This window comes from Pseudomonas sp. D3, assembly GCF_029320995.1.
Lineage (GTDB): Bacteria > Pseudomonadota > Gammaproteobacteria > Pseudomonadales > Pseudomonadaceae > Aquipseudomonas > Aquipseudomonas paraveronii.
Map to the genome: position 1 here is coordinate 5,942,364 of NZ_CP119772.1, position 15,340 is coordinate 5,957,703.

Here is a 15,340-nt window from a genome sequence, read left to right on the forward strand (position 1 = left end):
GAGGGCTCCCCATGAGCTATGTGATCGACCGACGCCTCAATGGCAAGAACAAGAGCACGGTAAACCGTCAACGTTTCCTGCGGCGTTACCGTGACCACATCAAAAAGGCCGTTGAAGAGGCCGTCAGCCGCCGCTCCATCACCGACATGGAGCATGGCGAACAAATCAGCATTCCCGGACGCGACATCGACGAACCGGTGCTGCACCACGGCCGGGGCGGCAAACAGACTGTCGTGCATCCGGGCAACAAGGAATTCACCACCGGCGAACATATCCCGCGCCCCCAAGGCGGTGGCGGCGGCAAGGGCCCCGGCAAGGCGGGTAACTCCGGCGAAGGCATGGATGAGTTCGTGTTCCAGATCACCCAAGAAGAATTCCTCGAGTTCATGTTCGAAGACCTAGAGCTGCCCAACCTGGTCAAGCGCAACCTGACCGGCACCGACACGTTCAAGACCGTGCGCGCCGGGATCAGCAATGAAGGCAACCCTTCGCGAATCAACATTATCCGCACCCTGCGTTCGGCTCATGCCCGGCGTATCGCCCTGTCCGGCAGCAGCCGCGCCAAACTGAGAGAGGCCAAGGAAGAGTTGGAGCGCATGAAGCGCGAAGAGCCGGACAACTTCGGCGATATCCAGGCAATCGAGGCGGAAATCGAGAAACTCAGCGCGCGCATCCACCGCGTGCCGTTCCTCGACACCTTCGACTTGAAATACAACTTGCTGGTCAAACAACCCAACCCAAGCTCCAAGGCGGTGATGTTCTGCCTGATGGACGTGTCTGGCTCCATGACCCAGGCCACCAAAGACATCGCCAAGCGCTTTTTCATCCTGCTGTACCTGTTCCTCAAGCGAAACTACGACAAGATCGATGTGGTCTTCATCCGCCACCACACCAGCGCCCGGGAAGTCGACGAAGAAGAGTTCTTCTACTCGCGGGAAACCGGCGGCACCATCGTCTCCAGCGCGTTGAAACTGATGCAGGAAATCATGGCCGAGCGCTACCCGGCCAACGATTGGAATATCTACGCAGCGCAGGCCTCCGACGGCGACAACTGGAACGACGACTCGCCGATCTGCCGGGATATCTTGATCAACCAGATCATGCCATTCGTGCAGTACTACACGTATGTCGAGATCACTCCTCGTGAGCATCAGGCGCTGTGGTTCGAATACGAGCGCATCGGCGAAGCCTTCGCCGATACATTCGCCCAGCAGCAATTGGTCTCGGCCGGCGATATCTACCCGGTCTTCCGTGAACTCTTCCAGCGCAGGTTAGTGACATGACCGCCAAAGAGCAGAAACGCCAACCCATTTCCACCGGGTCCGAGTGGACCTTTGAACTGATCCAGGCCTACGACCGGGAAATCAGCCGTATCGCGGCCGGTTATGCCCTGGACACCTACCCCAACCAGATCGAAGTGATCACCGCCGAACAGATGATGGACGCCTACGCCTCGGTCGGCATGCCCCTGGGCTACCACCATTGGTCCTACGGCAAACACTTCCTCAGCACTGAGAAGTCCTACAGCCGCGGCCAGATGGGCCTGGCCTACGAGATCGTCATCAACTCCGACCCGTGCATTGCCTACCTGATGGAAGAAAACACCATCTGCATGCAGGCACTGGTGGTGGCTCATGCCTGCTACGGGCATAACAGTTTCTTTAAGGGCAACTACCTGTTTCGCACGTGGACCGACGCCAGTTCCATCATCGATTACCTGGTGTTTGCCAAGCAGTACATCATGCAGTGCGAGGAGCGCCACGGCATCGATGCGGTGGAAGACTTACTCGACTCCTGCCATGCCCTGATGAACTACGGCGTCGATCGCTACAAACGCCCTTACCCGATTTCCGCTGAAGAAGAACGCCTGCGCCAGAAGGAGCGTGAAGAACACCTGCAGAAGCAGATCAATGACCTATGGCGCACCATTCCCAAACGCGCAGGCAAAAACAGCGACAAGGACAATGCACGCTTCCCCGCCGAACCTCAGGAAAACATCCTTTATTTCCTGGAAAAACACGCGCCGCTGCTAGAGCCTTGGCAACGGGAAATCGTACGCATCGTGCGTAAGATCGCCCAGTACTTTTACCCACAGCGCCAGACCCAAGTGATGAACGAAGGCTGGGCAACGTTCTGGCACTACACCCTGATCAACGATCTGTACGACGAAGGCCTGGTCACCGACGGCTTCATGATGGAGTTCCTCACTTCCCACACCAGCGTGGTGTTGCAACCTGGCTTTGACAGCCCGTATTACAGCGGCATCAACCCCTATGCGCTGGGCTTTGCCATGTACCGCGACATCCGGCGCATGTGCGAACACCCCACCGAAGAAGACCGCCACTGGTTCCCGGAAATCGCCGGCACCGACTGGCTTTCCACCATCAAGTTCGCCATGAGCAGCTTCAAGGATGAGAGTTTCATCCTGCAATACCTGTCGCCCAAGGTGATTCGCGACCTCAAGCTGTTCAGCATCCTCGATGACGACCTCAAGGACGACCTCACGGTGCCGGCCATCCACGACGAACCCGGCTACCGCACCATCCGCGAAACCCTGGCGGCGCAATACAACCTGGGTAACCGCGAGCCCAACGTGCAGATCTACAGCATCGATGTGCGCGGCGACCGCTCGCTGACCCTGCGTCACCAGCAGCACGACCGCAAACCCCTGGGCGAGTCCACTGAGGAAGTGCTCAAGCACCTGCATCGGCTGTGGGGGTTCGATATCCACCTGGAAACCCTGCAGGGCGATCAGGTGATGAAAACCCACCACGTACCGCCGCGCAGCGATCACAACGACAACGATTACGGCCGCCTGGACCTGGCCGTCGTTCATCTCTGAAACGGCAAAGCCTCCATTGGCCGGACACAGGCGTTATCCTGTGCGGCTAATGGAGGCTTTTTCATGAAAATCTACACAGTCGGCGGCGCGGTGCGTGATCGCCTTCTCGGCATCAAAGTCACCGATATCGACCGCGTCGTCGTCGGCGCAACGACCGAGGAAATGCTCGCCAAGGGCTACAAACCGGTGGGCGCGGACTTCCCGGTATTCCTCGACCCGAAAAACGGCGACGAGTACGCCCTCGCCCGTACCGAGCGCAAGAGCGGCCGGGGCTATGGCGGCTTTGTGTTTCACGCCAGCCCCGAAGTTACGCTGGAAGAAGACCTGATCCGCCGCGACCTGACCATCAACGCCATGGCAGAGGACGACGACGGCAGGCTGACCGACCCCTATCACGGCCAGCGCGACCTTGAAGCACGCATTTTACGCCACGTTTCCCCGGCGTTCGCCGAAGATCCACTACGTGTATTGCGGGTTGCGCGTTTTGCTGCGCGCTACGCCCACCTGGGTTTTACGGTAGCCCCGCAAACCCTGGACCTGATGCGTCAACTCAGCGAATCCGGTGAACTGCAAGCCTTGACGCCAGAGCGCAACTGGAAAGAGATTTCCCGCGCCCTGATGGAAGATCAACCCCAGGTGTTCATCCAGGTGCTGCGCGATTGCGCCGCCCTGAAAACCTTGATGCCGGAAGTCGACGCACTGTTTGGCGTGCCGCAGCCCGCAGCCCATCACCCCGAGATCGACACCGGCGTTCACACCTTGAGCGTGCTCGAACAGGCCGCCGTGCATCATCAGCCCCTGACGGTGCGCTGGGCCTGCCTGCTGCATGACGTCGGCAAAGGCCTGACGCCTGTGGATAAGTTGCCGCAGCATATTGCCCACGAGCAGCGCGGCCTGAAGCTGATCAAAGCGGTCAATGAACGCTTCAAGGCGCCCAAGGACTGCCAGGAACTGGCGCTGCTGGTGGGCCAATACCACACCCATGGTCATCGCGCGCTGGAGCTGAAAGCCTCGACATTGCTGGAGTTGCTGCAGAGTTTTGACGTTTACCGTCGGCCGCAGCGTTTTGAAGAGTTTGTGGTCGCCTGCGAGATGGACGCACGAGGTCGCACAGGCTTCGAGCAACGCAGTTATCCACAGGCTGATTATTTGCGCGGCGCCGCAAAGGCCGCGCGCGAGGTCGCGGTGGCGCCGTTGCTGGAAAAGGGCTTTAAAGGCCCCGAACTGGGCGAGGCCCTGAAGCGCGAACGGCTCAAGACATTGAAAGCCTACAAGAACCAACACGCCCTATAGGAGCGTGCTGGGTGTAAGTTGCTGGCCCTGCCATTCGAATCCGACGGGCGCCAGCACCTGATCGATCTGCGCATCCCGCCACAGCTCAGCCAGCGTCTTGCCCACTTCAGGGTGTACACGATCCGGCGCCATCATCGACAGCGGCCATAGCACAAAGGCGTTTTTCAGGATTTCTGCACGCGGCAGGACCAGGCCATCGAAGTTACCCACCAGGTCACCGTACAACAGCACATCGATATCCAGCGGCAGGCCTTTGCGATCCGGCGCATAGCGGCCATTGTCCGCCTCAATGGATTTCAACCGGCGATCCAGCTCCATCAACGACAGATCGGTGAAAGCCGACACCACCAGGTTGAAGAACGGCCCGCTCTTGATGCCCACCGGCTGGCTCTCGAACACCGCCGAGCAGCGCACGTCGATCAAGAAGCCCGCCAGCGCATCCAGGCCCGCACGCAGATGGGGCTCGCGCTCCATATTGCTGCCAAGACCCAGGTAAATCTGAGTTAGCGACATCCGCGCTCGATCTCCACGCCCACGCCCTTGGCGGCCGGCACGGCCCCCGGCTTGGTCAATTTGAGGTGCAGCCAGGGAATCTGGAATTCATTCATCAGCACTTCGGCCAGACGCTCGGCAAAGGTTTCCACCAACTGGTATTGCGACTGCTCGGCAAAGGCCTGGATGCGCGCGGACACACTGGCGTAATCCAGCGCCAGAGTGAGGTCGTCACCCGCGGCGGCCGGGCGGTTGTCCCAGGCGAAACTCAGGTCCAGGCGCAGGCATTGCTTGATGCCGCGCTCCCAGTCGTAGGCCCCGATCACGGTGTCGACTTCCAGGCCTTCGATAAACACTCTGTCCAAGCTCTTCTCCGCAGCACGACAAGGGCGCGATGCCCCGTTAGAATCAGGGCGTCCTCGCCCGGAATAGTTAGCATGTTTTGGTCACTGGCGATTCTCGCCTACCTGCTCGGCTCGCTGTCCTTCGCCATTTTGCTCAGCCGCCTGACGGGAAATCCCGACCCGCGAATGAGTGGCTCAGGCAATGCCGGCGCCACCAACATGTTGCGCCTGGCCGGCAAGAAGCTCGCCGTCCTGACGCTGCTGGGCGACGTCTGCAAGGGCCTGCTGCCCGTACTGATCGCCAGCCTCGCCGGCCTTACCCTGCAACAGCAAGCCTGGATTGGCGTATGCGCCGTCCTCGGCCATCTGTTTCCGCTGTACTTTCGTTTTCGCGGCGGCAAGGGTGTCGCCACGGCGGCCGGCATGCTGCTGGGGATTTACCCTCCGGCAGCGCTGCTGGCGGTGCTCGCCTGGCTGCTGACGTTCTACCTGACCCGCACCAGCTCGCTGGCCGCACTGATCGCCACGCCGCTCACCCTGCCGTTGCTGGCCTGGCAGGAACCGGCGGCGCTGTTGCCGATGAGCGTGCTGACCCTGCTGATCGTCTGGCGCCATCGCGGCAATTTACGCGACCTGTTTGCCGGGCGCGAACGGCATTTTTAAATCCCGCCGATGAATCCCGCTCACCTTGAGCGCTCACAACGGTGACAACTGCTCCATCGGCCAGCGTGCCTGTACGCTGATCGCCAGGCTTTCGTGCTGACCGGCCTGCAGGCGCTGGCACCCGGCATAAGCGATCATCGCGCCGTTGTCAGTGCAGAACTCGGGGCGCGCATAAAACACATCGCCCTTCATGTCGCCGAGCATTTTTTCCAGGGACGCGCGCAAAGCCTTGTTGGCGCTGACGCCGCCTGCGATCACCAGGCGCTGCATGCCCGCCTGTTTCAGGGCACGCTTGCACTTGATGGTCAAAGTCTCCACCACGGCCTGCTGGAACGCCAGCGCGATGTCGCAACGGGCTTGCTCACTGTCGTCCCCGGCGCTGACGCTGTGCTGCCAGGTATTCAACGCGGAGGTTTTCAAGCCGCTGAAGCTGAACATCAGGCCCGGGCGATCACACATCGGCCGCGGGAAGGTGAAGCGGCCGGCGACCCCCTTTTCAGCCAGGCGCGCGATTTCCGGACCGCCGGGATAATTGAGGCCCATCATCTTCGCGGTCTTGTCGAATGCTTCACCGGCGGCATCATCCAGGGACTCGCCCAACAGCGTGTATTGACCGATCCCATCGACCTGAACCAGCTGCGTATGCCCCCCCGAAACCAACAAAGCGACGAACGGGAACTGCGGCGGTGTTTTTTCCAGCATCGGCGCCAACAGATGGCCTTCCATATGGTGTACGCCGAGGGCCGGAATATCCCAGGCAAATGCCAGCGCTTGGGCGCAAGAAGCCCCAACCAGAAGGGCTCCGACCAATCCTGGGCCGGCGGTGTAGGCGATCGCATCGATCTCGGTCGGCACGCAGCCGGCCTCGTCGAGCACCTGGCGAATCAACGGCAGCATGCGCTTGACGTGATCACGGCTGGCAAGCTCCGGCACCACGCCGCCATAGGCACGGTGCAGGTCGATCTGACTGAACAGTGCATCGGCCAAAAGCCCGCGTTCACTGTCGTAAAGTGCGACACCGGTTTCGTCGCAGGAGGTTTCAAGTCCCAGTACTAGCATGGGTTTGCGCCTTGTAGAGGCTGAATTCGAAGGCGCGCATAATAGTCGCCACACCCCCTCCCGACTAGCGGTTTTCGATCAGAGGCTTTGCATTCCTGGCAATGAGGGGTTAACATCCGCAACCCTTAAAAACCGACGACCTCAGCCGCGAATTTTTTGCGACGAGAACGTTGATTCCCGGTAATGAAAGAAGGTAGCTCTGGATGCCAGCCGTCAAAGTAAAAGAGAACGAACCCTTCGACGTAGCTCTGCGTCGTTTCAAGCGCTCCTGCGAAAAAGCCGGTGTTCTGGCTGAAGTTCGTAGCCGCGAATTTTACGAGAAGCCAACTTCTGAGCGTAAGCGTAAAGCAGCAGCCGCTGTTAAGCGTCACGCCAAGAAAGTTCAGCGCGAGCAGCGCCGCGCCGTTCGTCTGTACTAATACACAGACGTTCGTAGCAAGCTTCTGCCAAGCCCGGCCCTCAGCCGGGCTGTTGGCATTTGCGGATATCGCTTGATGCTTCATCGTCGACGCCGCACACGCGACCGAGACACAGCTTCACACGTCAGGACTGGCTCTTCTGCCAGCGGTGCGCGTCTCTTCTGACGAGCCTAACAAGGCTACTGACGAGCACACTTAATTTCTTCAAGCAGACGATCGACTGTGTCGGCTGTGCCCATCGATGCGCTTCCGAGGCCCGCCATTGGCCTAAACCGGACGCCGGGGCGACATTTCTTCGCCGAACAGACTGAATAGAAATTAACGTCAGTGAATGTTCGGCAGATACACTTCCTGACAGCCCAAGCAGACGATTGATGGTCGAGCCATACGATACGTGCGCTTGAGCACTTCACGGGCCCTCATTCCCACGCAGTGATGACGAGAACGCCATGGCCGGGCTAATTCCCCAGAGCTTTATTGACGACCTTCTGAACCGCACCGACATCGTCGATGTGGTCAGCTCGCGCCTGCAAATGAAGAAGGCGGGCAAGAACTACACCGCCTGCTGCCCGTTTCACAAGGAAAAGACCCCGTCGTTCAGCGTCAGCCCCGACAAGCAGTTCTACTACTGCTTCGGCTGCGGCGCGGGCGGCAACGCCCTCGGCTTTATCATGGACCACGACAACCTGGACTTCCCCCAGGCCGTCGAGGAACTGGCCAAAGCCGCCGGCATGGAAATCCCCCGCGAAGAAAGTGGCCGCCCGCACAAACCGCGACAACCCACCGATTCGCCGCTGTACCCACTCCTGACCGCCGCCGCCGACTTTTATCGCCAGGCACTCAAGAGCCATCCGCAGCGCAAGGCCGCCGTCGACTATCTCAAGGGTCGCGGCCTGACCGGCGAAATCGCCCGCGACTTCGGCCTGGGCTTCGCCCCGCCGGGCTGGGACAACCTGTACAAACACCTGAGCAGCGACACCCTCCAGCAAAAAGCCATGATCGACGCCGGCCTGCTGGTGGAAAACGCCGAGACCGGCAAACGCTACGACCGCTTCCGCGACCGCGTGATGTTCCCGATCCGCGACAGCCGCGGCCGGATCATCGCCTTCGGTGGCCGCGTACTCGGGGACGATAAGCCCAAGTACCTCAACTCGCCGGAAACCCCAGTGTTTCACAAGGGCCAGGAACTCTACGGCCTGTTCGAAGCGCGCAAGAACAACCGCAACCTCGACGAAATCATCGTGGTTGAAGGCTATATGGACGTGATCGCCCTCGCCCAGCAGGGCCTGCGCAATGCCGTGGCGACCCTGGGCACCGCCACCAGCGAAGAACACTTGAAGCGCCTGTTCCGTGTAGTACCCAGCGTGCTGTTCTGTTTCGACGGCGACCAGGCCGGCCGCAACGCCGCCTGGCGCGCCCTCGAAGCCACGCTGCCGTGCCTGCAGGATGGACGCCGCGCACGCTTTTTGTTCCTGCCCGAAGGCGAAGACCCGGACACCCTGGTCCGCTCCGAAGGCACCGACGCCTTCCGCGCGCGCATCAATCAACATGCGCAACCGCTGGCGGACTATTTCTTCCAACAACTGACCGAAGAAGCCGACCCGCGCTCCCTCGAAGGCAAGGCGCACATGGCCACCCTCGCAGCGCCGCTGATCGACAAAGTGCCGGGCGCCAACCTGCGCATCCTGATGCGTCAGCGCCTGCTGGAAATCACCGGACTGAGCGGCGAAGCGGTCAGCCAACTGGTCCACAGCGCGCCGCAAGACGCACCGCCCGCCTACGACCCAGGCATGGATTACGACGCCATGCCGGACTATTCCGACTTCCACCAATCGCAGGAGGCCTACACGCCCCAGCAGGAGTGGACACCGAAAAAGCCCGGCGCCGGCGGCAAGAAATGGGACAAGAAACCCTGGAGCAAAAACGGCAAGCGGGGTGATCGCGACGAGGCCTACGCCCCGCGCACCCCGGTGGCCGTAGAAGCACCTACGCTGATTGCCTTGCGCACACTCATCCACCATCCGCAATTGGCGGGCAAGGTGGAGAGTGCCGAGCACTTTGCCAACGAGAGCAACACCTATGCCCAGGTCCTGATCGCACTGATCGAGGCCGTGCAGAAAAATCCTAAGCTAAACTCCATCCAACTGATGGCCCGCTGGCATGGCACCGAACAAGGTCGTTTGTTGAAAGCCCTCGCGGAAAAGGAGTGGCTAATTGACGGCGATAACCTTGAACAACAGTTTTTAGACACCATTACTAGGTTATCTGCGGGTCAGCACACGCAGACCCTCGATGAACTCATCAAGAGAGCGAGGCAGCCGGGATTATCGGCTGAAGAGCAAATTCAGATAGCAAAACAGATGCGCGACCTCTTAAAACAGAATGTTTCCGCATCAAACCCGACCTTAACTGGCGCGTGAGGTCGTAGCTCGGGTATAATCCTCGGCTTGTTTTTTGCCCGCCAAGACCTTCAGTGGATAGGGTGTTATGTCCGGAAAAGCGCAACAGCAGTCTCGTATCAAAGAGTTGATCACCCTGGGTCGTGAGCAGAAGTATCTGACTTACGCAGAGGTCAACGACCACCTGCCTGAGGATATTTCAGATCCAGAGCAGGTGGAAGACATCATCCGCATGATTAATGACATGGGGATCCCCGTACACGAGAGTGCTCCGGATGCGGACGCCCTTATGTTGGCCGACTCCGATACCGACGAGGCAGCAGCTGAAGAAGCCGCTGCCGCGTTGGCCGCGGTGGAGACCGACATCGGTCGCACGACTGACCCTGTGCGCATGTATATGCGTGAAATGGGTACCGTCGAGTTGCTGACACGCGAAGGCGAAATTGAAATCGCCAAGCGTATTGAAGAGGGTATCCGTGAAGTGATGGGCGCAATCGCGCACTTCCCTGGCACGGTTGACCACATTCTCTCCGAGTACACTCGCGTCACCACCGAAGGTGGCCGCCTGTCCGACGTCCTGAGCGGTTATATCGACCCGGACGACGGCATTGCGCCACCTGCTGCCGAAGTGCCGCCGCCTGTCGACCCGAAAGCCGTGAAAGCGGACGACGATGCCGAAGAGGACGACGCTGAAGCCAGCACCGATGACGAAGATGAAGTCGAAAGCGGTCCAGATCCGATCGTCGCTGCCCAGCGTTTCGGTGCGGTTTCCGATCAAATGGAAATCACCCGCAAAGCCCTGAAAAAGCACGGTCGCTCCAACAAGCTGACGATTGCCGAACTGGCGGCGCTGGCTGAGCTGTTCATGCCGATCAAGCTGGTGCCGAAGCAATTCGAAGGCCTGGTTGAACGCGTTCGCAGTGCCCTTGAGCGTCTGCGCGCACAAGAGCGGGCGATCATGCAGCTCTGCGTTCGTGATGCGCGCATGCCGCGTACCGACTTCCTGCGCCAGTTCCCGGGCAACGAAGTTGACGAAAGCTGGACCGACGCACTGGCCAAGGGCAAGGCGAAATACGCTGAAGCCATTGGTCGCCTGCAGCCCGATATCATCCGCTGCCAGCACAAGTTGACCGCACTTCAGACCGAAACCGGTCTGACGATTGCCGAGATCAAGGACATCAACCGTCGCATGTCGATCGGTGAGGCCAAGGCCCGCCGCGCGAAGAAAGAGATGGTTGAAGCGAACTTGCGTCTGGTGATCTCCATCGCCAAGAAGTACACCAACCGTGGCCTGCAATTCCTCGATCTGATCCAGGAAGGCAACATCGGCTTGATGAAGGCTGTGGATAAGTTCGAATACCGTCGCGGCTACAAGTTCTCGACCTATGCCACCTGGTGGATTCGTCAGGCGATCACTCGCTCGATCGCCGACCAGGCCCGCACCATCCGTATTCCGGTGCACATGATCGAGACCATCAACAAGCTCAACCGTATTTCCCGGCAGATGTTGCAGGAAATGGGTCGCGAACCGACCCCGGAAGAGCTGGGCGAACGCATGGAAATGCCTGAGGATAAAATCCGCAAGGTATTGAAGATCGCTAAAGAGCCGATCTCCATGGAAACCCCGATCGGTGATGACGAAGACTCCCACCTGGGTGACTTCATCGAAGACTCGACGATGCAGTCGCCAATCGATGTCGCCACCGTTGAGAGCCTTAAAGAAGCGACTCGCGACGTACTGTCCGGCCTCACTGCCCGTGAAGCCAAGGTACTGCGCATGCGTTTTGGCATCGACATGAATACCGACCACACCCTTGAGGAAGTCGGTAAACAGTTTGACGTGACCCGTGAGCGGATTCGTCAGATCGAAGCCAAGGCGCTGCGCAAGTTGCGCCACCCGACGCGAAGCGAGCATCTGCGCTCCTTCCTCGACGAGTGATCCCAGAACCCCCGGCCCAAGCCGGGGGTTTTGCTTTCTATAGATTACTTTCTATAGATTCAGTCCCGCGCAACACCCCATCCTCGCAATGCCCGTCTACACTCGAAACATTCCCCGTGCCATAACGAGACCGTTATGCCCAGATTGCCGACTGTGCTGTTGCTGTCGCTGCTGACCTGGACCGCAACGGCTGGCGCCTTGACTCTCACGGAGGATGAGCGTGGCTGGTTGGCGGACCACCAGGAGCTGCGCCTGGGGGTGGATGCCTCCTGGCCCCCCTTCGAATACCGCGACGAGAATGGTCGCTACCAAGGCTTGGCGGCGGATTACGTGCGCCTTATCCAGGACCGCCTGGGCGTCAGGATCAAGCTGATCGAGCCGATAAACTGGAGCGCTGTACTCGAGCAGGCCCGCAACAACCAGCTCGACCTGCTGCCGGGCATCATGTCCACCCCCGAGCGCCAGGCCTATATGGCGTTCACGCGGCCATACCTGGATTTCCCCATCGTCATCCTCGCCCATGAAGGCGGTGCGCAACCGCGCAACCTGAAGGACCTCTACGGGCTCAAGATTGCCGTGGTGGAAAACTACGCGCCCCATGAATTGCTGCGCACCCACCACCCCGACCTCAACCTGGTGGCCATGCCGAATGTGAGCTCGACCCTGCAAGCGCTGGCCACTGATGAAGTGGACGCGGTGGTCGGCGACCTGGCCTCGATCGTGTGGAGCCTGCGCCAGCTCAAGCTCGATGGCTTGTACGTCAGCGGTGAAACGCCCTACCGCTACCAACTCGCAATGGGCGTGCCTCGTGACAACAAAATGCTGGTGGGGATTTTGGACAAGGTCCTTGCCGACCTCAGCCCGGACGAAACGCAAGCGATCCAGCAACACTGGGGCGGCAGCCTCACCGATCACCACACGTTCTGGACGGATCTGCTGACGTATGGCCTGCCCACGATACTGCTGCTGAGCACCGTATTGGTCATCGTGATTAGGATCAATCGTCGGCTCAGTTCAGAAATTTCCCGGCGTGTCGCCCTCGAGCAGGAATTGCGCAGCAGCGAATATCACTATCGCGGCCTGGTGGAAAGCTTGTCCGCCATTGCCTGGGAGGCCAGCATTGCCGATTTCACCTACAGCTACGTGTCGCCGCATGCCGAAGAATTACTCGGCTACCCTAGCGCCCATTGGCTGATTCCAGGCTTCTGGCGCAACATCATTCACCCCGCCGACCTGACGCGCACAGAAGCCTATTGCTACCGCGAAACCCGCGCCAACCGCGATCACAGCGTCGATTACCGAGTGATCACCGCCGACGGCCGGTGCCTGTGGGTACGCGACATTGTCAGCCTGATCGAACACGGCCATGAACCGGTGCTGCGCGGTTTGATGATCGATATCAGCGAAGCCAAGCGCACGGAAGAGGCGTTGCAGTTATCCGAGCAAAAGTTTGCCTCGGTGTTCCAGCAGTGCCCCGACATCCTGGTGATCGCACGGATGTCCGATGGCTGCCTGCTGGAGGTCAACAAAGCGTTTGAGGATCAAGTAGGCCTGAAGGCCGAGGACGTGATCGGTAAAACCGCTACTACGCTGAATATCTGGGGTATCCCGGGCATCGGCCTGGAGCTGTTGAAACGGGTGCAGTCCACCAGCATTCGCAACCTGGAAATGCCCTTCCTGCGCAGCAACGGCCAAGCCTTTACCGGGCTGATTTCCGCCGAGCCATTCCAGCTCGACACGACCGAAGCCTTGGTAGTGGTGGTGCGCGACATCACCGAGCTCAAGGAAACCCAGCAACAGTTGCAAACGTCTGAAGAAAAATTCGCCAAGGCCTTCCACGCCTCGCCCGACGGTTTGCTGCTGAGCCGTCAGAGCGACGGTCTGCTGATTGAGGTCAACGAGGGGTTCAGCCGCATTACCGGCTTCCCCGCCGCAACCTCCCTTGACCAGTCGACCTTGGACCTGGGCATCTGGGTCGACCTCAACGAACGCACACACATGCTGGAGCTGCTGCAACGCGACGGGTCTGTCCGCGATTTCATCTGCCATATCCGCCGCAGCGACGGGCAGATTCGGCTCTGCGAGGTGTCCAGCAGCCCGCTGCCCATCGGCAATGACGATTGCATGCTGACCATCGCCCGGGACATCACCGAACGCCAACAGATGCAGGAAAAACTGCAACAGGCCGCCACCGTCTTCGAAAGCACCGCCGAAGGCGTGTTGATCACCGACACCCGACAAAACATCAGCGCCGTTAACCGCGCCTTCAGCGAAATCACCGGCTACAGCGAAGCTGAGGCCCTCGGCCACACCCCGCGCCTGCTCGCCTCCGGCCTGCATGACAGCGCGTTCTATGCCGCGATGTGGCACCAGTTGACCACCCATGGGCATTGGCAAGGCGAGATCGCCAACCGCCGCAAGAACGGCGAGGTCTACCCCAGTTGGCTGACCATCAGCGCCGTGCGCAACCGCGACCAGGCGATCACGCACTTCGTCGCGGTGTTTGCCGACATCTCCAGCCTGAAACACGCCCAAGCGCGCCTCGACTACCAGGCGCATCACGACCCGCTGACCGGCCTGCCCAACCGAACGCTGTTTGAAAACCGGCTACAGGCCGCGCTCGCCAATCAACAGGAGAGCGGCAACCAGGGCGCCGTGCTGTTCCTCGACCTGGACCGCTTCAAACACATCAACGACAGCCTCGGTCACCCGATCGGCGATCTGCTGCTCCAGAACATCGCCGTGCGCCTCAAGGAGCAACTGCGCGACATCGACACCGTCGCCCGCCTGGGCGGCGACGAATTCATCATCCTCCTGCCCGGCCTGCAGCAAGCCAGCGACGCCCAGTACCTGGCCAATAAACTACTGGCCTGCTTCACCCCGCCATTCCAGGCGGGCGAACACGAGTTTTTTATCAGCGCCAGTATCGGCACCAGCCTATACCCGCAGGACGGCATGGACGTCGCCACCCTGGTCAAAAACGCCGACGCCGCGATGTACCGCTCCAAAGCCAAGGGCCGCAACCGTGTCGAAGGCTACACCCGCGACCTGACCGCCCAGGCCAAAGAACGCGTGGCGCTGGAACACGAACTGCGCCGGGCGATCGAGCGCGATGAGCTGAGCCTGTATTACCAGCCCAAATTGAGCCTGAAGACCCAACAACTGATCGGCGCCGAAGCGCTGATCCGCTGGCACCACCCGACCTTCGGCGACGTGTCGCCCGAACACTTCATCGCCCTGGCCGAAGAGAACGGCATGATCCTGCAAATCGGCGATTGGGTCCTGGAACAGGCCTGCCAACAAATGCACGCCTGGCAAACCGCCTTCGAGCGCTTCGGCCCGCTGTCAGTCAACCTCGCCGGCGCACAACTGCGCCAACCCAACCTGCTGTCACGCATCGAACAGTTACTGCGCGATTACCGTCTCGAACCGGGCTGCCTGCAACTGGAGATCACCGAAAACTTCATCATGAGCCAGGCCGAAGAAGCGCTGGACGTGCTGCACCAGCTCAAACACCTTGGCGTACAACTGGCGATCGATGATTTCGGCACGGGTTATTCATCCCTCAGCTACCTCAAGCGCCTGCCGCTGGACTTCCTGAAAATCGACCAATCCTTCATCCGCGGCCTGCCCGACGACCCCCACGACGTGGCGATCGTGCGCGCCATCATTGCCCTGGGCCACAGCATGCAATTCACCATCATTGCCGAAGGCGTGGAGACCCCCGCACAACAAACCTTCCTCGCCGCCGAAGGCTGCGAACAGATGCAAGGCTACATCGTCAGCCTGCCCCTGCCACCGGAGCTTTTTGCCGCGACGTTTCTTCGTATGAAGGTTCAGGATTTTTCGGATAGCACAGTGGAGAAACCATCGCTATAATCCGCGACCTG

The 15,340-nt window shown here is 60.1% G+C and carries 11 protein-coding genes; 8 read left to right on the forward strand and 3 right to left on the reverse strand.

Annotation, left to right across the window (positions count from 1 at the left end):
* The first annotated feature begins 11 nt into the window (after window positions 1-11).
* The 3 genes from P3S72_RS27610 to P3S72_RS27620 all read left to right on the forward strand — a co-directional run bounded on the left by P3S72_RS27610 (window position 12) and on the right by P3S72_RS27620 (window position 4,135).
* Window positions 12-1,283 carry a YeaH/YhbH family protein gene (locus P3S72_RS27610; protein WP_276195139.1) on the forward strand — a complete coding sequence of 424 codons (1,272 nt, stop codon included), beginning with the start codon at window positions 12-14 and terminating at the stop codon, window positions 1,281-1,283.
* Entirely contained in the window at window positions 1,280-2,842 is a 1,563-nt protein-coding gene (locus P3S72_RS27615; protein WP_276195140.1) for a SpoVR family protein, read from the forward strand. Before P3S72_RS27610 ends, P3S72_RS27615 begins: the two co-directional genes overlap by 4 nt.
* A 63-nt stretch (window positions 2,843-2,905) precedes the next feature.
* Window positions 2,906-4,135 (forward strand): multifunctional CCA addition/repair protein, encoded by a 1,230-nt coding sequence (locus P3S72_RS27620; protein ID WP_276195141.1) that lies wholly within the window; start codon window positions 2,906-2,908, stop codon window positions 4,133-4,135.
* Here the strand turns inward: P3S72_RS27620 and folK are convergent.
* Entirely contained in the window at window positions 4,130-4,648 is a 519-nt protein-coding gene (gene folK, locus P3S72_RS27625; RefSeq protein ID WP_276195142.1) for a 2-amino-4-hydroxy-6-hydroxymethyldihydropteridine diphosphokinase, read from the reverse strand. The two genes, P3S72_RS27620 and folK, sit on opposite strands and share 6 nt — an antisense overlap.
* On the reverse strand, window positions 4,639-4,992 hold the full coding sequence (gene folB / locus P3S72_RS27630) for a dihydroneopterin aldolase (RefSeq protein WP_276195143.1): 354 nt from the start codon (window positions 4,990-4,992) through the stop codon (window positions 4,639-4,641). The genes folK and folB overlap by 10 nt, the downstream gene beginning before the upstream one ends.
* Window positions 4,993-5,064: 72 nt before the next feature.
* On the opposite strand from folB, the gene plsY reads away from it, so the two are divergent.
* A complete protein-coding gene (plsY, locus tag P3S72_RS27635; protein ID WP_025857033.1) occupies window positions 5,065-5,634 on the forward strand; it encodes a glycerol-3-phosphate 1-O-acyltransferase PlsY in 570 nt (189 codons plus the stop codon).
* A gap of 33 nt (window positions 5,635-5,667) precedes the next feature.
* Here plsY and tsaD read toward each other — a convergent pair whose 3' ends face one another.
* Window positions 5,668-6,693: a tRNA (adenosine(37)-N6)-threonylcarbamoyltransferase complex transferase subunit TsaD gene (gene tsaD / locus P3S72_RS27640; RefSeq protein ID WP_247395853.1), complete on the reverse strand. Its 1,026-nt coding sequence runs from the start codon at window positions 6,691-6,693 to the stop codon at window positions 5,668-5,670.
* Window positions 6,694-6,896: 203 nt separating this feature from the next.
* Here tsaD and rpsU point away from each other — a divergent pair, with 203 nt between their 5' ends.
* The 4 genes from rpsU to P3S72_RS27660 all read left to right on the forward strand — a co-directional run bounded on the left by rpsU (window position 6,897) and on the right by P3S72_RS27660 (window position 15,329).
* Window positions 6,897-7,112, forward strand: coding sequence for a 30S ribosomal protein S21 (rpsU, locus tag P3S72_RS27645; protein WP_002551877.1), 216 nt, complete (start codon window positions 6,897-6,899; stop codon window positions 7,110-7,112).
* 449 nt (window positions 7,113-7,561) lie between these two features.
* Window positions 7,562-9,532: a DNA primase gene (dnaG, locus tag P3S72_RS27650; RefSeq protein ID WP_276195145.1), complete on the forward strand. Its 1,971-nt coding sequence runs from the start codon at window positions 7,562-7,564 to the stop codon at window positions 9,530-9,532.
* 67 nt (window positions 9,533-9,599) lie between these two features.
* Window positions 9,600-11,450 carry an RNA polymerase sigma factor RpoD gene (gene rpoD / locus P3S72_RS27655; protein WP_276195146.1) on the forward strand — a complete coding sequence of 617 codons (1,851 nt, stop codon included), beginning with the start codon at window positions 9,600-9,602 and terminating at the stop codon, window positions 11,448-11,450.
* Between the two features lie 135 nt (window positions 11,451-11,585).
* Complete coding sequence (locus tag P3S72_RS27660; RefSeq protein WP_276195147.1) at window positions 11,586-15,329, forward strand: bifunctional diguanylate cyclase/phosphodiesterase; 3,744 nt, start codon at window positions 11,586-11,588, stop codon at window positions 15,327-15,329.
* Window positions 15,330-15,340: the final 11 nt, after the last annotated feature.